This is a genomic window from Clostridium sp. AF36-4 (assembly GCF_003435975.1).
Lineage (GTDB): Bacteria > Bacillota > Clostridia > Lachnospirales > Lachnospiraceae > Eubacterium_F.
Genome location: NZ_QTVH01000008.1, coordinates 19,508 through 38,862, shown reverse-complemented (window position 1 = coordinate 38,862; position 19,355 = coordinate 19,508). Strand labels below are relative to the sequence as shown.

Sequence of the window (19,355 nt, the reverse complement as noted above, 5' to 3'; positions counted from 1 at the left end):
TCTATTTTATTGTGAAATAATAATGAAACGCTTCCAGTGACATTTCATCAATCGGCATCTGATTCTCTTCTAAATACGTTAATGTGTTTTTTAAAATCATACCTGTTGCCTGATTCAAATCAAAAAAGGCTGTCCTTCGAATTCTTTCAAGCGGATATGGTTTGCAGTCCATATCACGGTTTGGCTCAATATAATCCGCAATGTAAATTATTTTCTCTAATGTCGTCATCTGCGACTTGCCGGTTGTATGACAGGCAATGGCAGAACAAATTTCATCATCTTCTATGCCATATCGAAGCACCGCTAATTTAGCACCTAATTTCCCATGAATTACAGCAGGGGTACTTTTTTCGGACTCAGACAATGGAATTTCCAGTTTCTCACATAAGGCAAATATCTCTTCATTCGTCAGATATTTCGCACAGTCATGCAAAAGACCGGCTAATTTTGCTCTTTGCAGTGAAACATCATCATGCATCATGGCAAGATTTGCCGCCATATTGGCAACTCCTAACGTATGAACAAATCGTTTCGGCCGAAGCGATGCCGCTAAGCAGTCCATCTGTTCTTTTTCGTTTTTAGGTATTTCAAAACTAGAGTCACCATATAACCGGTGCATCTGAATATAACGTACCACAGGCTCCGGACAATATCCAATAATTGACTTTCCCTTTTTAATACGTTTTCGGATTTCATGTGAAGAAATTGACATGGCAGGTATTTTCAGTGGACGAAAATCTCCATCTAACCGTTCACTTAACTGCTTGCAGTACTCTTTCGTCTGCTCATAGGAAACCTCATCCCGTGAGGCAGCCAATATCGTACACAATTTCACAATTTTTTCCGGATGATACCACTGTTCAAACTGCGCTAAAGAGTCGCCACCCATAATAAAATAAAAGTGCGCATCTTCTCTTTCTTTCTTTAATTCTACAAGTGTGTCATACGTGTATGTTTTCCCTTCTCTTTTATATTCAACATTTGAATATTTAAAATACGGGGTTTTGTCAATCGCAAACTGAACCATACGTTTTCTATGTTCTTTTTCTGCAATTTCATCCTGATTTTTGTGCGGTGGTTTCGCTGATGGCATAAACCATATTTCATCCAATTTATACTGTTCATACGCAGCCTGAGCCATCATCAAATGAGCATTATGAATCGGATTAAATGTTCCGCCCATGATTCCGATTTTCATTCTTTTACCTACTCCTTTGTATTTTTTGCCTTTGGCAGTTCAATTTTTTTCTTTGTTTTAGATTCACGATATAATACAATTTTTCTTCCGATTACCTGTACTACATCCGAATGAGTCCGTTCTGCTAACAGTGCTGCAACATCACCGGGCATTGCCACACAGTTTTTTAATACATTAATTTTGATTAATTCTCTTGCCTCTAATGCCTGTTCTACCGATTCTGTAAGTTCCGGTGTGATGGTTGCCTTGCCAATCTGCATGATTGGTTCCATCTTCATTGCCAGGCTTTTTAAATAGGCTCTTTGTTTGCTTGTCATTTTTTCCTCCTTCTTGCTTCGCATTGCTACGCGCAACGCGCCTCGCTGCTTTCCGCAACGCACCTCGATTCCGCTTCGCTTCATCTCGCACCTTGTTGCTTTTCGCAACGCACCTCGATTTCGCTTCGCTTCATCTCGTGCCTTGTTGCTTTTCGCAACGCACCTCGATTTCGCTTCGCTTCATCTCGGTCGCGCTACGCGCGACATACATCTGCGCGAATACACTTATTTGCAAGCGAGCTTGCATAAGTGTATTCGTGCAGATGTGCGTTGCTTTGTAGTTATCGCATAAATTCAAATTGCCAGCCGTACATTTTTACGGTGTCGCCTTCTTCGATTCCAAGTTTTTCTAATTCGTCAAGGATTCCGTTTGTTTTTAAGAATTTTTGGAAGAATTCAAATCCTTTTTCGGAATCCAGATTGGTATAACCAAGCATTCTTTCGATACGAGGACCTTCGACAATGTAAAGTCCTTCTTCTTCCTCGCTTTTTTCAACCGTATACGGTTCATTTGAGAAATCCGGTTCTTTTATCATGTATTCTTTTTCAAAAACAACCTGTTCTTCTTTGACATGGTCAAGCATGTCTTTGACATGATAAAGTAATGCCTGCACACCTTCTCCGCTGACAGCAGATATCGGAAATACTGAAATTCCTTCCGGTTCAAATTCATCCTTGATTGCCTGCAATACTTTTTCACGGTCTTCACCATAAAAGCAATCGATTTTGTTGGCAGCAATGACCTGCGGGCGCTTAGCAATTTTCGGATTATAAGCTTTTAATTCCTCGTTAATGGCATGAATGTCTTCAATTGGGTCTCTGCCCTCTGTGGATGCCGCATCTACCATATGAATGAGCACGCGGGTACGTTCAATATGACGTAAAAATTCATGTCCTAATCCAACACCTTCTGAAGCTCCTTCAATCAATCCCGGAATATCAGCGATAACAAATCCATCGGCACCATCTAAATCAACCACACCAAGATTTGGATTCAAAGTTGTAAAATGATAATTTGCAATCTTTGGCTGTGCGTTCGTCACTCTTGATAAAAGGGTAGACTTTCCGACATTTGGGAATCCAACCAAACCAACATCAGCAATAACTTTTAATTCAAGGATAACTTCAAGTTCAATACCGGGTTTGCCCGGCTGGGCATACTTAGGCACCTGCATCGTAGGTGTTGCAAAATGCTGGTTTCCCTTTCCGCCGTTTCCACCTTTTAGTACCACTTCTCTATTATTTTCGTAAGACATATCGGTAATTACCTGTCCTGTCTGTGCCTCACGTACAATTGTACCTGCCGGCACCTTTACGATTTTATCTTCTCCATCAGCTCCGTGACAGCGTCTTTTGCCGCCCGGCTCTCCGTCTCCTGCAAAATATTTCCTCACATGACGGAATTCGTTTAACGTATTAATGCCCGGGTCAACTTCAAATATCAAATCACCGCCGCGGCCACCATCGCCACCATCCGGTCCACCGTTAGCAACGTATTTTTCACGGCGGAAACTAACATGACCGTCACCGCCTTTTCCGGAGCGGATTGTTATCTTCGCTCGATCTGCAAACATACTTTTTTCCTTTCTATGAACGAATAAGGGGCTGCACATAAGGCAGCCCCCTGACAAATCATTTCGATTTTATTTGCTTTCCACTGGATATACGGAAGCCTGTTTTTTATCTCTTCCTTTTCTCTCGAAACGAAGAACACCGTCTACCAAAGCATACAATGTATCGTCTCCACCTTTACCAACATTAACACCCGGATGAATCTTGGTGCCACGCTGTCTGTAAAGAATATTTCCAGCCAAAACAAACTGTCCGTCAGCTCTTTTAGCGCCTAAGCGTTTAGATTCGGAATCTCTACCGTTCTTTGTAGAACCCATTCCTTTTTTATGAGCAAACAACTGAAGGTTCATTTTCAACATGGTCTTTTCCTCCTAACGATTAATAATTTGAACATACTTCTTTCCATATTCTTCGGCAATATGTTCGATTCCCAATAGCATGGACTGTAACAATAACTGTGTTTTCTCCGAAATTTCTCCTGTCAAATCAAAAGAAATCATTCCTCTTTCCTCATCCATACCCTCCGAGAAGGAATCCTCCGTAAATTCTTCAATTGAATTTACACAGTTAATGGCGAGAACAGAAATCGAAGCACAAACAATATCACTGCCCCGGTCCGCGTATCCGGCATGCCCTTCCATATGAAAACCCGTTATGTTCCCATTCTGCTTTTTTACAATTACCTGAATCATAGATTCACCTGAAAGATTAAGCGTTAATCTTTTCGATTTTTACCTGAGTAAATGGCTGTCTATGACCATTCTTTTTGTGGTATCCGGTTTTTCTCTTATAACGATAAACAATAACCTTTTTACTTTTGCCTTCTGCTACTACAGTTGCTTTGACAGAAGCTCCGTCAACAGTTGGAGTACCAACTTTGACATCTTTGTCACCAACTAAAAGTACCTGGTCAAAAGTAACTTCGGAACCAGCTTCCAAACCAAGTTTTTCAACTTTGATTACGTCGCCTTCTTCTACTTTATACTGCTTACCACCGGTTGCTATAATTGCGTACATATAGCACCTCCTAATAAAATTACTCGCCAACTATGGTGCCTGTCTCATGAAAAATGGACAGAACTATAACCTCGTTGTGCGGCATACGCTTAACAGTATAGCATGACCAATCACACTATGTCAAGTATTTTTCATGAACATTTGACGCAAACGAAACCAGCCCAAATTTATTTTTTGATCTTCACTTTCTTGTTCAGTCCTCTGGCACGAAGTACCTTTTTATATGCTTTATATTTACTCTTTGGCACTTTAATAACTGTCTTTTTTCGGATGCTCTTAAATGTTTTTTTAGCAACCGTTTTCTTTGTCAGTTTCTTTGTTTTGATTTCAAGCAGAGTCAGTTTTTTGCAGTTACTAAAGGCTTTTTCTCCAATGGAAGTAACATCGTACTCAACACCCTGAACGGTAATGCTCTCGGGAATGGTGACTTTCTTCTTCTTTTTGTTTGTATAGCCTGTAAATTCAACCGCAGATTCCTTTGCCTTTGATTTCGTTACTCTGTATTTATTTCCTTTTACTTTCAGTATTGCACCGACTTTTTTCGGTACTGCTTTTTCCCTTTCATCAGCCTTCTTCGTCGCCTGAGAATCCGAGGTCTTGGTCGGTTTAGCAGTTGGCGTTGCCGTTGGTTTGTCGGTTGGTTTTGCAGTTGGTTTTGCAGTTGGCGTTACAACCGGCTTTTCTGCCGGTGCTTCTTTGATGGTATAAACCACTTCTACCTTAGCAGTGCCTACCGATACAGTGGCTTTGATGGTACCGGGACTGGTAAGGTCCTCTGTCTGAGCTCCCTCACGTGTATAAAAGATTTCATAAGGCACTTCTACTTTGCCCCATTCTTCACTTAACTCGATACCAATGTCAACCGCATGGGCTGTTTTATCATATACAGCATCCTTGCCACTGACTGTCATCCTCACTGAATGAGCAGAATCCTTCTTACAAATACCTGTGATTACATTTCCTTGTGCAGTATATATTGTGTCATGAGCAGTCGGTGATTCCGGAAGTTTTACATTGGAATAACTCTTCACACATTCCTGATAGCCGATATATACTGTTCCGTGTGAAGAATCCGCCACCGGAGCTTGGTCTTTTTCACCGTCATTGTCGATGTTCTGGTACCAATACTGGCTTCCGTCACTCACCCCATGGTTCAGAAGGCTGCACACTTCTCCAGAGGCAAACTGCTGTGCCGTCTTAGCATTTTTATCTTCTGTTTTTTCTGAAAGATAATATGTATTTTCAATATGGCTTCCGGTAAATGATTGGCTAAGCGGATAAGTATCGCCATCCCCATCAAACGTAATGTCCTTTACAAAACTATCCTTAATCGTGCCATAATTTCCGCCGGCTAATGCGCTGTGAACCCGAAGTTTAATAGTCATTTCATCGTCATACTCTGTCTTCTTCTTCGTTTTTATGACAGCATTCTCCACCGCACAATTTTCGATTGTTCCATAATTGTTGGAACAGAGAATACCAGAGCGAAAATCTGCCGAATAATTTCTAGATGGCACCGTTGCATTCCGGATACGCACATTTTTGATGGTACCATAATTATTTCCCATCAAAATATATGGATAATAGTTACTTTTCACATTGGTAATACTATGTCCATTTCCATCAAATATGCCATAAAATGAACTTGCGACACCATTGAGCAATCCAGAAACATCTTCTTCACTAAAATCAATATCAGCATCCAAAAGAACATTTAATGCATCATCCTTTAGAAGCAGCTTATGCAGCGAATCAAGATCGGCTTTTCCCCCTATTTTCACAAACCATTTTCCATCTTTTTTAACTGCCGGAAGACAGGATGTATAACTTGCACCTTGTTTTACCGTATCTCCCGGATAGGCGACAAAACTATCACCATTTCTGTCCTGTGCAAAATAGAACACTTCATTCGGCAGCACATCTCCTTCAAATTTTTCTCCATCCACAGTCACTCCTAATTCCACTTCGCGCAAAGTAATCATCATATCTTCTGTGATTTTGTCCGGAGTTCCTGCACTTCCGTAGTCATATTCGTAATATCTTTGTCCGTCAAAGTATCGATTTCCCAATTTGAATCCATCCGGCACCACGAACTCTTGTTGATTTGTCTCTCCTTCAACCTGAAGCGTAATCTTGTGAGTACTTACTGCCGGGTCATCCTTAATCATGTTTTCTATTGCATGTCCGCTATCCCCATCACTCTGGTAAGTATATGTATAAACGCTTCCATCTTCCAATGTAATTATGTTTTTCCCATATTCCATAAAGCACTTCAAAGTGCCGTCTTCTGCGGTCTGGAGATTCGTGACTGGCTGCCCGTTAATGGTTTTCACTTTGGTATTTTCTAAAAGTCCATCCACGGTAAAAAGACTGATTTTCCTGCCATACACATCTGACACGTCTGACAAGCGATTCAGAGTAAAATATTGCTCATCATAGGAAATTACACTATTGCAAATTACCGTATTTGACCCTTCTGACTCTACAATGCCAATTTTAACACTTTGCTGGGTTGGAGATTTCTGTTTCGCCGTTATCTTCGCTCCGTCAATGTATACACTATTCCTGCCTTTAAGAAAATACGAAACCCATTCTTTCTCTGCATCATCAGTCAGTGACAATTCTCCGCCCAAAATAGCGATATCCTTAGCATAAACAAAACGATCATCACCGTAGGATAAATCTGCTTTTCCTCCAGTCATTGTAAATTTTTCCACCCCCTCAATTGCTCCATAGGCAACCAGATCTCCACCTTCCAATGTGACAGTTCCCTGACGACGATTTTCTCCCTCTTTCCTTCCTAATATAGAATAACCATAATTTTCTTCTTCCTCTGAATCTTCTTTGCAGTTACCTAGCATCAAAGTAAGACGGCCGTTACCTTCTTTGAGCGTCATATCACCAGTTACCTGAATCACATAACTATAATCCTTATCCGGCGATGTAAGACAGGAATCCTCTTCCACATACAGATTTGCTGTTCCTTCGATGTCCAGTACCGGAAAAAGCTGGTTGGTATAGATATTACCACAACTATCCACACCCGAATCATACATCTGATTATTTTGAATCTGTGCTCCATCAAAAATAATATTTGCTTCCACTCCCTTTTCTACCTTGATGTGAGTGTCGACAAATGCACCATTGATCTCATTGGAGCCTTTGATGATGTAAGTTCCATTTTTTGCAATATTAATTTCGATGACGGTAGTAGTAAAATCCTCACCATACGCATCTACAAAGTTTTTTTCTTGTCTAAGAGCCGCATCTGCCAGATTAAAAGTCACTGCGTTTTCTGTAGGCAGGGAAAGCTTCTGCATTTCTTCCATAACTGCCCTTCCCTTGGCATACGCCTCTGCATAGGATACGGTCGGGATACTTGTAAGCACCGTAGCCGATAATGTTGCAATACAAATCCCTTTTTGTGCCTGTCTGTAAAATTTCTTTCTCATTTTTTCCTCCATTTCTGTCATTTTAAATCTTATTTTCCATTATATTATAATATTTTTCGTACTGTTCTCGCAGTATCTCACCTGTTGACCACGGCTTGCGTTTCCCGACATAATGAATAATCGCCGGTTTATCCCTTTGAAGATCTGCATACAATGTTTGGCTGTGAATATTGCCGCTTTGCAAATGTCCTGCCACAAATGTGGTATAATTCCAGGAAAAATCCAAAGGCAACACCTTGCCATCAAACAGCATATTAAGGACATCCTGATCGCTAAACATATATTTGTGCCCCGTTAGCAATTCATAAACCTGCGACATCGTAATATGCTGCCTGGCTTTTTGCAGATTCAGAAGCAATACCCCTGAATTAAAATAATCCTCTGCATATTGCATCTTCAAACCGTCACTTCGATAATTATCCACATTATATGGCATACCATCTAAAAAAATGGCACGGCGCGTCTGTGACAAAACACGAAGATCTTCTGCACGAACAGCCGCCACTTCCTTTTCACCAAGATGCGTATCGTAGAGTTTGCTTACATCATCCAAAAAAATCATATCGCAATCAAAATACAACATTTTTTCATAATTTGCGAACATCTCATCAAACAGATACAAGCGGTAATTGATAGCTGCTGTGTAATACGCATTTGCCGTTTCCGGAAAAAACTTTTTTCTTTCTCTCATATTAATAAAACGGATGCTGACTCCCGGCTCGTCTTTTCCCAGTGCATGAATTTGTTCTTGTGCCTCCCCGGGAATGTCATCTTGTAAAATAAGGATGTCATAATTTCGTGTCTTGTCCCGATTATATAAGAGAGAATACAGCGATGTACAAAGTGGTTTTGCATACTTCTCATCGCTGACAAAGCATATATTAACTGAAGTTTCAAATGCTTTTTGAAGTTTTTTCATTTTTATCCCTTTCTTTGGTGTTAAATATTATAACAATATAAAGTTTATCATATAAAATAGTTAAAAAGCAAGTGATTACTTGAAAATGATTGTGTCAAGTAATCGTTGGCACTTTTTTCAGGTTCCGTGTTTCATGGAAAAAAGTTTACTCGCATGGGCGCTTGCGCTACATAAGCACGCAGCGGTATGGGTGCCTATAATACAGGCACCTCATACCGGCGCACTTATAACCCATGCTTTGTAAATCTTTTTTCCATGAAACACTGGACGACTGAAAGGATTGCAAGGATTACTTGACACAAACAAAGCTAGCCAAACTCAGTTTTTCTTTATCTTATAAACGCGTCTCGGAATACTTTCCTGGATGCGCTTGTTGCCGCATCTAATAGCGACACATGACAACTAACATAATAAAGAAAAACTCATCGCCATGAGTTCTTCTTTTTTGCCGCAAAATACATTTTTCTCTTACTTTTCACTCCCAAGACAACGCCTCCCGCAAAGGTGGATTTTTTTTCATTCTCGTAATCTCAACAAGTCCAAGTTTTGTAATGTCCACAAGTACGGTTTTTACTTTATCTTCCGAAAGTTTCATACGGAGAAGCTGCATCAGTTCTTCCACATGTTCTTGTTCTTTCATATCGATAAAATCAATTAATATAATACCCGAAAGGTTGCGCATGCGAATCTGGCGCGCTGCCTCGATGGCAGCCTCACAGTTAATTTTATAAAATGTCGTCTCTTTGTTTCTCCTGCCATCCACTGCCTTTCCGGTATTCACATCAATAACCGTCAATGCCTCTGTTGGCTCAATCACAAGATTACCGCCGCTCTTTAACCACACTTTCTTTTCATTTGCTTTTAATAACTTTGTCGAAATGCCGAGTAATTTATCCAGTGAATAACTATCATCCGAATATAATTCCACCTTATCCCCATAAATCGGATACAGTTCTTCATAAACCGATTGTAAATCCGTGACAATCCTCTCAAAATTTGAAAGTTCCAAACTTCGGATATATTTTAAATAAAACGACGCCTCGCGATACAAACAGCTAAATCTTGTTTTATACTCACTGTAATCCATTAACTCATGCATTTGTTTCAGAAGTCCGGTGCACTCTTTTCTGATTTCTTCTTCACTCGCTGCCTTAGCACTCGTGCGAAGAATCACACCATAGGGATCCTCACAAAAATCTTCTAAGATTTTATAAAGTTCTTTCTTTTTTTCTTCCTCTGTAATTTTTTTTGAAACACCTTTTGTTTTTGATTTTGTGGAAACAACTGCAAACCGCCCTGCAATTTCCGGGAAAATTGTCAGTACCGGCTGTTTTGTCTTAACTGCCGCCTGCTTAATCTGAACAACAAATTCATCTCCGGCTTTTACCGTTTTCCCCTGACATTCACTTAAAGGAAGGAATCCAACCTTATTTTTCTCAAATTCCACAAAAGCCGCATGAATGTTATCCACGACATTCTGCACTTTCCCAACAAAAATATCACCAACATTTCCGGAAGTATTTTCCTCGTTTTCTACTAAAACATCATATAATTTGTCGTTATGCACAGAAACCAGTATCGTTTTATCCTGCACTTTTGTAATTACAATCTGGCTGCGGTTTGTCATCATCTATTCTCCCTTTTTCTTAAAAATCATCTGCATTCTGTGAATCTGATACGAATAAGGTTCTAATTCATTCTCACAAAATGCATAAAATGCCTGCATCACAAGTTCCGGCTTAATATTTGTCTCACTTCCGCTTGTCAGCCGCATAAACAGCGAGTTTCCCTCATAATCACAGTGAAGTGTTCCATAGTTTTCACCATTTTTTTTAGCAAAAGCATCCATTGAAAAATCCCAGGCAAGAATATGTGGTTTAATATCCACTTCTTTCACAGATTTTTTCGTCTTTTTCTCAAGCACAATTTCTTGCTGCTCCATAAAAGAAAGCCATTTTTCCTGCCAATTTTCCGGAAAAACACCCGCTTCTTTTTCCACTACCATATAATCCGCAGCGATAAGAAGCGACATCGAATTTTTAAAACCATCCGGCATGATTTCAATGTCTGTAACAAATATTTCATCAGTCATAAATTGATTTAAGTAGGTCACAAGCTCCGGCAGTGAAAGATCCGGCAGTGAATAAAATTCTACATCAATATATTCTCCGTCACTTGTTACACCGACGCCAAGCGGCGAAGCAAAACTCATTAACTGGTGCGGACTGTACCCCTTTGAATACGCAACATCCAATTTTGCACGTCGAATCGCTTTCTGAAAAAAACGCATGCAGTCAAGGTGTCCGATAAACTTCATCGAGCCGCATTTTACAAAACGCATTCTTGTTTTCATTGTGCACTACCTCCACTTGCTTTTCTATCCATCATACAGATACCCGCATGGAACGAAGCAGCTCCGCATCCACTGCACTTCTGCTTACAGTTCGGCGTAACCTTTCCCTGCTTTGCATTTTCATATTCACGGCGTAAAAACTGTTTGCTGACACCAATATCAATAAAATCCCATGGAAAGATTTCGTCTTCGTTTCGTTCTCTGTAATTATAAAAATCACGGTCCACCGAAAGTTCATCAAGAAGTTCATTCCATACATCCGGGCGGAAATAATCCGTCCATGCGTCAAAAATGCACCCCTTTTTGTAAGCCTTTTCAATCACATCTGAAAGTTTCCTGTCACCTCTGGCAAAGATTCCTTCCAATTCAGAAGTCACAGCATCATGGCAGATATAACGGATGGAACGCTGATTTATCTGTTCTCTCACCTTACCGGTAAGGAACCGGCGTTTCTCATCAAAATACTCTGCCGTTCCCATCGGCGCCCACTGGAACGGAGTAAATGGCTTTGGTACAAAAAATGACGTACTTGCCGTAATCTCCGGTCTTCCCTGACGTTCTTCTTTTGGAAGTTCAAAATAGGTAGCAGCGATATCATTTGCCAATTCCGCAATTGCTGCAATATCCTCATCCGTTTCACCAGGAAGCCCTAACATAAAATATAGTTTAACACGTTTCCAGCCTCCCTGAAAAGCTTCCCATGCTCCTTTTAAAATCACATCCTTTGTAAGACCTTTATTAATCACATCACGCATGCGCTGAGATCCTGCCTCCGGCGCAAATGTCAGACTGCTTTTTCTGATATCCTGAACTTTACTCATAACATCCAAGGAAAACGCATCAATACGAAGCGATGGCAGCGCAATATTTAATTTTCTCTGACGACATTCTTCAATCAGATAATAAACCAAATCCGCCAGTTCATCATAATCACTTGAACTTAAAGAACTTAAAGTAATTTCCTCATACCCGGTATTGTCAAGCATCTCAATTGCCCGCTGTTTCAAAAAATCAAGTTTTCTCGGACGAATCGGACGATAAATCATCCCCGCCTGACAGAAACGGCATCCGCGGATACATCCACGCTGGATTTCCAGCACGACTCGGTCCTGCGTAGCTCGAATATACGGCACCAACGGTTTAGATGGATAATAAGTATCACTCAAATCCGTCACCACCTGTTTTTTTACACGGTTTGGTGCTTCCTTGCAGTTTGGCTCCATAGACGCAATCGTTCCGTCCTCGTGATACGTTACATCATATAAAAGAGGAACATACAGCCCTTCCACACCGGATGCCCGCTTCAAAAATGTCAACCGGTCCTCTCCTTTTTGTCTGGAATCCTTATAAACATCCAATAATTCGCGGTAAACAGTCTCTCCTTCTCCAATATAAAAAATGTCAAAAAATTCAGCAATGGGCTCCGGATTATATGTGCACGGACCACCTCCGATTACAATCGGATCATCCCATGTTCTCTCACCGGCGTGCAGCGGAATGTGCGACAAATCCAAGACCTGCAAAATGTTGGTATAACACATTTCATACTGAATCGTAATACCAAGAAAATCAAACGCCCGAATCGGCTCCTGGCTCTCCAAAGCAAACAAGGGAATATTTTTCTCACGCAGTATCTTGTCCATGTCCGGCCACGGAGAATAAACCCTTTCACAATAGGTGTCATCCCAGCGGTTAAACATATCATATAAAATCTGTATTCCAAGATGTGACATTCCAATCTCATATACATCCGGAAAACACATACAAAAACGGACATCAACTTCTCTCGGATTTTTCTTTACCATATTAATTTCATTTCCAATATATCTGGCCGGTTTTTCAACCTGCATTAAAACTTCATCACGAAGCGCTAGTTTTCTCATGCTCTGTTGTCCTTTCTCATACATTCTGTTCGTCAATTATACACAACTTTATGATATACTGTCAAATATCTTGCCACTTGAATCAACTTATGCTATATTGAAACAAGTGAATTTATGCGAAGGAGGGACCAAATTATGTGGTGTCCAAAATGTAAAAACGAATATGTCGATGGAATTACCCTCTGCGCCGACTGTGGTGTGGAATTAGTCGATGAACTTCCGGAAGAAACGGATGAAGTAAAACCGGTTCGTTTATGTCATGTTGCCAATGAAGAAATTGGTGCAAAACTGGTTTTATATTTGAATGTAGAAGGGGTACTTACCGCAGGAATTATGCCGGTTACCGAAGAAGATGAATTTGACGATGGATTTTACGTTGTCGTTGCCAAAGAAGAATACGATGAAAAAGCTGAAACATTTGAATCTTTTGACGGTGCATCAGAAATGACAGAAGAAACCGTTTCTTCCATGATGACGGATATTGACGACGAACTTGCCCAGATTCAGGACGAAGAAGCAAGTAAAATGCTTTCCGAACTCCGTACCGAATCCAGTTCCGTTTATGTCAAGAAAAAAGACAAATACACAGATTTAAAATTCAGCGGTATTTCCTTTATTGTATTTGGTCTTTTGGGACTCGGTCTTTTGGCACTGAATTTATTTGAATACATTAACTTATTTAATAAATTTTCATCCTTAATTATGGCCGTTGTCTTTGTCATTTTCTTCATTGTAGGAATTACTTCTCTTCTGCGTGCAAAGAAAATGAAATCCATGGTTTCCCAGGAAGAAAGAGCAAGTGATGATGTATTAGACTGGATTGAAGCAAACATCACTGATGAATACATCTCATCTTTAATTAATGAAGAAGAAACAGAAGAAAAAAACTACTTCACCGCCCACTCGGCAATGTGTAATAAAGTTAAAGAACAGTTTCCTCTCTTCAACGAAAACTATATTGATGAATTAATGGATGAACGTTACAACGAATACTGCGACTCCATCAACTAAACACTTCTCTACAAAAAATCAAAAAAAGGAAGTTTAATTGGTTCAAGACTATAACGCACCGCGTTATCCCGTCTTGAACCAATTAAACTTCTCTTTTTTACTTCATTAGGTGCATTTTTCTAGCTAACAAATATAATCTTCTTCCCATCGGGAAATCAAACAATTCTTCTTTTGTCAGACCTTTCAGCAGAAGAAACGCCGTAAAGTATACCACTACCGCCACACAGACCGCAAGCATTGTACGAATCAAATTTGAGCCAATCACAAAGCCCACAAGGCCGTAAACACTTACCGCAGCAAGTGCCATCCAAAATCCCGCTGCCAAAGGAGCAAAGAACGTCTTAATAACTTCCTGCCGGTACGAAGGCACATAGCGCTTGATTGCACGAAGATTCAGAATAAACACAAGAATCGGGAATGTGATATTACCAATCAAAAGTGCATAAACGCCAATGTTGGTACAAGCTAGGAAAAACGATACAATTCCTATATGAATCACCAGCGAAATTGCTGAGTGAATTACCGGAATCCGCATTTTATCAATACTCTGCAAGGCACCGCCGGTCACATTGGAAAGTGCATAAAAGATAATAGCAGTTGCACCAACTGTCATCATATGCCCGCCAAGGACATAGTTTGAGGATGAAAACAGCATGCGCACAACCGGCTGTCCAAGAACCGTAAGTCCCAGTGCGCAAGGAATTGCTATAATCATGTTAAATTTAATACCGGAAGCAACATTATAGTTCCACTGTTCATCGTCTCCCTCCGTGTATGCTGCCACCGCACTTGGTATCATGGAAGAAGCAATGGCTGTTGAAATCGCAATTGGTACACTGCACAATAAGCGGTATTTGGAACTGTACACACCGACAAAACTTTTAATGGAAACAGCATCCAAACCTCTTTTCGCCGAAATAAAACCAAACAGTTTATAATCAATTAACCCACTAATATTATAAACTGTCTGCGAAAGAACAATCGGAAGAATCGTAAGAATCAAAATCTTAAACAACGATTGGTAAGATTCCAGATTTCCGGTCACATCTTTCTTTTCTAACTTTGCCTGAACCGGACGGTATAACCAGTATACAAACATAACAAGCAAAAGAGCCGATGCCGCACCAAGACATGTACCAAGGGTACCACCCGCTGCTCCCCATGCAGCCTGTTGCAAACTATCAGCATTCCACTTCATAAACAAATAGCTTGCCGCTACACTGACAATGGCATTGACCACCTGCTCAATAATCTGTGAAACCGCTGTCGGTATCATAGTTCTTTTTCCCTGGAAGAAACCACGAAACACACCTAATAAGGCCACAATAAAAATTGTAGGTGCAAGTACACGCAAAGGAATCTGAACACCACTGTATTCCGGATAAATCGTATGTTCAATCACACCTGCTCCGAAAAACAAAATCAAAGCAAATGCACCACCGGAGATTATGGCAAAACGCAGGGCAACTTTCAAAATTCTTCCTGTATTTTTATGTTCTCTGTTTGCCTGTCTGGCAGAAATCATTTTTGATAAAGCAAGTGGCAGGCTATACGAAGAAATAATCAAAATCAAATCATAAATCTCAAAAGCAACTGCATAGATTCCATTTCCCTCTTCGCCAAGGATATTAGACATCGGGATTCGGTAAACCATACCGATAATTCGTACGATAAGCGATGCCATCGCCAAAATACCGCCCTGCTTTAAATAATCCGCATTTTTCTTTTTCGTACTCAATGCTCTATTCGTCCTTTCACTTAATCAAATTCTGTCGATTTTTAGGGTACACGGCAATGTAAGTTTTGCCCGGGTTAATCGTCAGCACATTACCGGACTCATCATAGTACGCCATTTCATTCGTTGTTTCCACACGTTTCCACGTAATAGAAATCCGTTTGCCATCGCTGTAATAATACCCTTTTCCGGAAGTATTGCCAAGTTTCATCGTCTGGTATCCATTGTGGTCAATATTTGACTCACTCACCAGTTGTATAATTACATTTTTAAATGCAAGCTGTTTTTTGTAATACGTGTCCATATGTTTTTGCCCGTATTCATATTTTTTATAGGTTTTACTCTTAGCACTGTATTTCATCTTACATGTGGAGTAATTCGAAAACGGAATCGTAACCGACTTAGCTGTTTTTCCATTTGCAGGTTCCGTATCCTCATTCGCAAAATTAAAATGTTTTGCCATTGCCTCGGAGTTCCTTGTCAATGAATATCCAAGCTTTTTTGCGCCTTTTTTCATTTTCTTTCCATTTGTAAACACATTGTGAGGGGCGCGGATGGATAAATCTCTGGCGTACACAACACCACCAATTGCTGACAAACCACTCAAATTGTTTGTTCCCAACTTTTTAATTTTTGACACTGCATATTTGGTATGTCCAAAATGACAGAAAATCGCATCCCATTCTTTGGCAAACTGTACATAGTAGTGTCTTGCACTTCGCACTGAACCAATCTTTTTCACCTTGCCGACATCCTCATAGACCGCCATCATGCGGGTAATTCCACCTTCTGCCAGTGCCTCATAAATAATATCTGCTTTCGATGTTCCTTTTTGATTTCGAAACGCATACTCAATATTGTTTATCATAATCGCATAGGGACGCTTCTTTGCCACAGACGGCTTAATATATTTACCGGTAAGCTCACTTTTAACCATACCTTCATATGGATTTTTCGTTGCCTGCGGCTCATTTTCCTGTTGCTTTGTCTGAACTTGCTTGTCCGTCTGCGGATTATTTTTCTGCAAAGACTTTCTTCCACAAGCCAGATACAATCCTGCGGCAATCAGCGATAACACCGCAATCCCACATAAAGCTAAAACAATTTTTTTCTGTTTCTGATTCATATTACCCTCACTTTCGCAGTCTCATTATCTCAAAATTTGTAACTTTTTCATGATTTCACGCTGCTTTTCTTCCATTTCTTCCCTTTCATCCTCTTCCATATGGTCATAGCCAAACAAATGAAGAAGACTGTGCACAACTAAGAATGAAAACTCTCGCAGTAACGAGTGTCCATATTCTTCTGCCTGTTCGCATACAACCTCCGAACACAAAACAATATCTCCTAACATCATTTCTTCTGATTCCGGGGAAACAGTAAGTGTCTTGCAGAACTTCTCCCCCGAAAAATCCGCCGGTGCATCATATTCCATCATCGGAAAGCTGAGCACATCTGTTGGTCTGTCAACATTTCGGTGCGTCCGGTTGAGTTCATGAATTTCTTCTTTTGTCACAAGCGTAACACTGATTTCCGGCTCATAGGGGCACTTCACAAAATCCGTAACAAATGCTGCCAGTTTTTCAATTTGTTCTTCCGGCTCAAAAGGAAAAGTAACTTCTCCCATATCTTCTAAATAAATTGTCATCGTTTTCCTGCTTTCTTTGTCTGTGTGTTTGCTTTTTTACGCGACTCTTTGTAATTTTCTCTCGCCTCATACTTTTCATAGGCATGTACAATTTTCTGTACTAAAGGATGACGCACCACATCTTTATTGGTCAGATAGGAAAAACCGATATCCTCTACCTGCTCCAATACTTTCGATGCCTGTTCCAGACCGGATTGTGTCTGAAAAGGTAAATCTTTCTGCGACAAATCGCCGGTTATCACAACTTTTGAACCAAATCCAATACGCGTCAAAAACATTTTCATCTGTGCCGGCGTTGTATTCTGCGCCTCATCAAGAATAATAAATGCATTATCTAATGTTCTGCCTCGCATATAGGCAAGCGGTGCCACTTCAATCAGCCCTTTTTCGGAGTTTTTAATAAAGCTGTCCGCTCCCATAATCTGGTAAAGTGCATCATATAAGGGTCTTAAATACGGATCAATTTTACTCTGTAAATCACCCGGCAGAAAGCCGAGATTTTCTCCCGCTTCAATCGCCGGTCTTGTCAAAATAATTTTACTGACCTCATCATTTTTAAAAGCCTGAATTGCCATTGCCATCGCCAAATAGGTCTTTCCGGTTCCTGCCGGTCCGATTCCAAACACCATCATTTTTTCCCGTATCTGGTTTACATATTTCTGCTGGCCTCTGGTTTTTGGCTTAATCGGTTTGCCCTGAATGGTGTAGCCAATCAAGTCTTTGTCAATCTCTGCCAATGACACATCCGAATGTTCCTTCGATAGTGCTAGAACATAATCTACATTCTGCTCCGTAATCGTATTCCCACGCTCCGAAAGTGTAAGAAGCTCCGAAAATACATTTTTTGCCTGTTCAACTGCCGATTTACTTCCTACCAATTTAACCGCACCATCGCGCAGAATTACGCTTACCTGAAGCGTTCGTTCAATCTTCTTTACATGGCAGTCAAGACCGCCAAACAAATTCCTTTCATGCTCCAAAGGAATCTCTAAGATTACTTCATGAGTCTCCATCCTGCTTTTCCTCTGCTTTCTTATCAATCTTAAGTTCGCTCTCTGCGATATATTGTTTTCTTGTTTTTTTGCAAAGGAAACGAATCTGTCCGCTGATTAACCAAATCTTTTCATTTTGTTTGGTTATTTTCGCTTCCTTTGAAAGAATTTCCAATCCATCCTGTCTGCACTGCCGTAATAATTTCTGATACAGCCGCTTTCCTTCTTTAAAAAGTTCTTTGCGGTTTCTCTTTCGAATTACAAACGTATATTCACGAAACTCCTTTTTTCGTTTCGTAAAAGTAAAAGGAATCGGTAAATCCTCCCATTTTGGCAATATCGTTGTTATTATATCATATTTCTTAGCGTTATTAAACCGTTTAATTGGATTTTTTATCACGAAAGTCTTGTGATTGATTTCATACTCAGTCTGGTAGATTTTTTTCCCTGTATATTCCTTTTCGCAGACCTTCACCGGGATTTCTTTAGAAAATTTGCTGTCGCAGACAAGTAAAACCTCTCCTTTTGCTACCACTCCCATCTTATCCACAACCGTCTCATCATCTCCGGTAACCGGAACAATCCCGGAAATCAAAATTTGCCCCTTTTTCACCTTTTGTCCCGGCTTAACACATGCCACACCGCGGTTTACAACAATTTTTTTAACAATTCCGCTTTTTTCTGCTACCAGGTGACAGAACCGTCCTGCACGTTCCCGTCCCACTTCCGGATTCGCTTCTTTAATAGAAATCACAAGGAGACTTCCTTTTTCTTCAGCGGACACCCAGCTGATATCCGGATGCTTTTGACGAATACTTTTTTCAATTACATCACAGTGCAGGCGGTTTCGTTTCATTCCACGGTATACCTGCAGAGAATTTACGGTTTTTAATAGTGTTTCTTTCGTATAAGTAACCTGTCCTTGAAACTGAATCTGCCAGACAAAGGTAGACAAAAAATACAAAAGGAAGAAAAAGAGCAGAAAGCCCGTATAAAAGGTCCAGTTTTTCTTCATTCTCTCGATATAAAAAGGAAGCCCCTTCTTTCTTTTAATCTGTGGATGTAATTTCGTTTTATAGACAATGGGTTTCATCTTTTTAAAATCTTTCACACAAACACAAAATTCTACTGCTTGTTCTCTTTTTACTCCCCATAATAAAATGCCGTGATGACGGCACATATTCATAAAACGCTCGAAACTTCCTTTATGCGATTGGCAGACAACATAGCCCTGTAACCACTTCAGTCCAATCCCCCC

At 40.3% G+C, this 19,355-nt stretch carries 17 protein-coding genes; 1 reads left to right on the top strand and 16 read right to left on the bottom strand.

The window, feature by feature from the left end; genetic code table 11:
- Position 1: 1 nt before the first annotated feature.
- The 11 genes from nadD to DW005_RS05895 all read right to left on the bottom strand — a co-directional run bounded on the left by nadD (position 2) and on the right by DW005_RS05895 (position 12,711).
- A complete protein-coding gene (nadD, locus tag DW005_RS05945) occupies positions 2–1,198 on the bottom strand; it encodes a nicotinate-nucleotide adenylyltransferase (RefSeq protein WP_117478565.1) in 1,197 nt (398 codons plus the stop codon).
- An 8-nt stretch (positions 1,199–1,206) separates the two neighbouring features.
- Positions 1,207–1,515 (bottom strand): ribosome assembly RNA-binding protein YhbY, encoded by a 309-nt coding sequence (gene yhbY, locus DW005_RS05940; protein WP_022376793.1) that lies wholly within the window; start codon positions 1,513–1,515, stop codon positions 1,207–1,209.
- 281 nt (positions 1,516–1,796) lie between these two features.
- A complete protein-coding gene (gene obgE / locus DW005_RS05935) occupies positions 1,797–3,089 on the bottom strand; it encodes a GTPase ObgE (protein WP_117478564.1) in 1,293 nt (430 codons plus the stop codon).
- Between the two features lie 69 nt (positions 3,090–3,158).
- Entirely contained in the window at positions 3,159–3,446 is a 288-nt protein-coding gene (rpmA, locus tag DW005_RS05930; protein WP_022376791.1) for a 50S ribosomal protein L27, read from the bottom strand.
- 12 nt (positions 3,447–3,458) lie between these two features.
- Entirely contained in the window at positions 3,459–3,779 is a 321-nt protein-coding gene (locus DW005_RS05925; protein WP_022376790.1) for a ribosomal-processing cysteine protease Prp, read from the bottom strand.
- Positions 3,780–3,795: 16 nt separating this feature from the next.
- Positions 3,796–4,104, bottom strand: a complete 309-nt coding sequence (rplU, locus tag DW005_RS05920) for a 50S ribosomal protein L21 (protein ID WP_022376789.1) — start codon at positions 4,102–4,104, stop codon at positions 3,796–3,798.
- Positions 4,105–4,271: 167 nt separating this feature from the next.
- Entirely contained in the window at positions 4,272–7,556 is a 3,285-nt protein-coding gene (locus DW005_RS13790) for a hypothetical protein (protein ID WP_181974957.1), read from the bottom strand.
- A gap of 22 nt (positions 7,557–7,578) precedes the next feature.
- The gene (locus tag DW005_RS05910; protein ID WP_117478563.1) at positions 7,579–8,475 is read right to left on the bottom strand and encodes a glycosyltransferase family 8 protein; all 897 of its coding nucleotides are present in this window, start codon (positions 8,473–8,475) and stop codon (positions 7,579–7,581) included.
- Between the two features lie 475 nt (positions 8,476–8,950).
- On the bottom strand, positions 8,951–10,105 hold the full coding sequence (locus DW005_RS05905; protein ID WP_117478562.1) for a ribonuclease E/G: 1,155 nt from the start codon (positions 10,103–10,105) through the stop codon (positions 8,951–8,953).
- Positions 10,106–10,828: a TIGR03936 family radical SAM-associated protein gene (locus tag DW005_RS05900; RefSeq protein WP_117478561.1), complete on the bottom strand. Its 723-nt coding sequence runs from the start codon at positions 10,826–10,828 to the stop codon at positions 10,106–10,108.
- A complete protein-coding gene (locus DW005_RS05895; protein WP_117478560.1) occupies positions 10,825–12,711 on the bottom strand; it encodes a TIGR03960 family B12-binding radical SAM protein in 1,887 nt (628 codons plus the stop codon). The genes DW005_RS05900 and DW005_RS05895 overlap by 4 nt, the downstream gene beginning before the upstream one ends.
- A 135-nt stretch (positions 12,712–12,846) precedes the next feature.
- Here DW005_RS05895 and DW005_RS05890 point away from each other — a divergent pair, with 135 nt between their 5' ends.
- Entirely contained in the window at positions 12,847–13,722 is an 876-nt protein-coding gene (locus tag DW005_RS05890; protein WP_117478559.1) for a hypothetical protein, read from the top strand.
- 97 nt (positions 13,723–13,819) lie between these two features.
- Here DW005_RS05890 and DW005_RS05885 read toward each other — a convergent pair whose 3' ends face one another.
- Genes DW005_RS05885 through DW005_RS05865 form a run of 5 tightly spaced genes read right to left on the bottom strand, consistent with a single transcriptional unit; the run spans position 13,820 to position 19,343 of the window.
- Positions 13,820–15,460, bottom strand: coding sequence for a polysaccharide biosynthesis protein (locus DW005_RS05885; protein ID WP_117478558.1), 1,641 nt, complete (start codon positions 15,458–15,460; stop codon positions 13,820–13,822).
- 16 nt (positions 15,461–15,476) lie between these two features.
- Positions 15,477–16,583, bottom strand: a complete 1,107-nt coding sequence (locus DW005_RS05880; RefSeq protein ID WP_117478557.1) for a DUF3048 domain-containing protein — start codon at positions 16,581–16,583, stop codon at positions 15,477–15,479.
- A 24-nt stretch (positions 16,584–16,607) separates the two neighbouring features.
- Complete coding sequence (ybeY, locus tag DW005_RS05875; RefSeq protein WP_117478556.1) at positions 16,608–17,105, bottom strand: rRNA maturation RNase YbeY; 498 nt, start codon at positions 17,103–17,105, stop codon at positions 16,608–16,610.
- Positions 17,102–18,118, bottom strand: coding sequence for a PhoH family protein (locus DW005_RS05870; RefSeq protein WP_117478555.1), 1,017 nt, complete (start codon positions 18,116–18,118; stop codon positions 17,102–17,104). Before DW005_RS05870 ends, ybeY begins: the two co-directional genes overlap by 4 nt.
- Positions 18,105–19,343: a sporulation protein YqfD gene (locus tag DW005_RS05865; RefSeq protein ID WP_278286507.1), complete on the bottom strand. Its 1,239-nt coding sequence runs from the start codon at positions 19,341–19,343 to the stop codon at positions 18,105–18,107. Before DW005_RS05865 ends, DW005_RS05870 begins: the two co-directional genes overlap by 14 nt.
- Positions 19,344–19,355 lie beyond the last annotated feature (12 nt).

Coding starts and splice junctions, on each gene's coding strand:
- nadD (WP_117478565.1), bottom strand. CDS start 1,198: ATGAAAATCGGAATCATGGGCGGAACATTTAATCCGATTCATAATGCT.
- yhbY (WP_022376793.1), bottom strand. CDS start 1,515: ATGACAAGCAAACAAAGAGCCTATTTAAAAAGCCTGGCAATGAAGATG.
- obgE (WP_117478564.1), bottom strand. CDS start 3,089: ATGTTTGCAGATCGAGCGAAGATAACAATCCGCTCCGGAAAAGGCGGT.
- rpmA (WP_022376791.1), bottom strand. CDS start 3,446: ATGTTGAAAATGAACCTTCAGTTGTTTGCTCATAAAAAAGGAATGGGT.
- DW005_RS05925 (WP_022376790.1), bottom strand. CDS start 3,779: ATGATTCAGGTAATTGTAAAAAAGCAGAATGGGAACATAACGGGTTTT.
- rplU (WP_022376789.1), bottom strand. CDS start 4,104: ATGTACGCAATTATAGCAACCGGTGGTAAGCAGTATAAAGTAGAAGAA.
- DW005_RS13790 (WP_181974957.1), bottom strand. CDS start 7,556: ATGAGAAAGAAATTTTACAGACAGGCACAAAAAGGGATTTGTATTGCA.
- DW005_RS05910 (WP_117478563.1), bottom strand. CDS start 8,475: ATGAAAAAACTTCAAAAAGCATTTGAAACTTCAGTTAATATATGCTTT.
- DW005_RS05905 (WP_117478562.1), bottom strand. CDS start 10,105: ATGATGACAAACCGCAGCCAGATTGTAATTACAAAAGTGCAGGATAAA.
- DW005_RS05900 (WP_117478561.1), bottom strand. CDS start 10,828: ATGAAAACAAGAATGCGTTTTGTAAAATGCGGCTCGATGAAGTTTATC.
- DW005_RS05895 (WP_117478560.1), bottom strand. CDS start 12,711: ATGAGAAAACTAGCGCTTCGTGATGAAGTTTTAATGCAGGTTGAAAAA.
- DW005_RS05890 (WP_117478559.1), top strand. CDS start 12,847: ATGTGGTGTCCAAAATGTAAAAACGAATATGTCGATGGAATTACCCTC.
- DW005_RS05880 (WP_117478557.1), bottom strand. CDS start 16,583: ATGAATCAGAAACAGAAAAAAATTGTTTTAGCTTTATGTGGGATTGCG.
- ybeY (WP_117478556.1), bottom strand. CDS start 17,105: ATGACAATTTATTTAGAAGATATGGGAGAAGTTACTTTTCCTTTTGAG.
- DW005_RS05870 (WP_117478555.1), bottom strand. CDS start 18,118: ATGGAGACTCATGAAGTAATCTTAGAGATTCCTTTGGAGCATGAAAGG.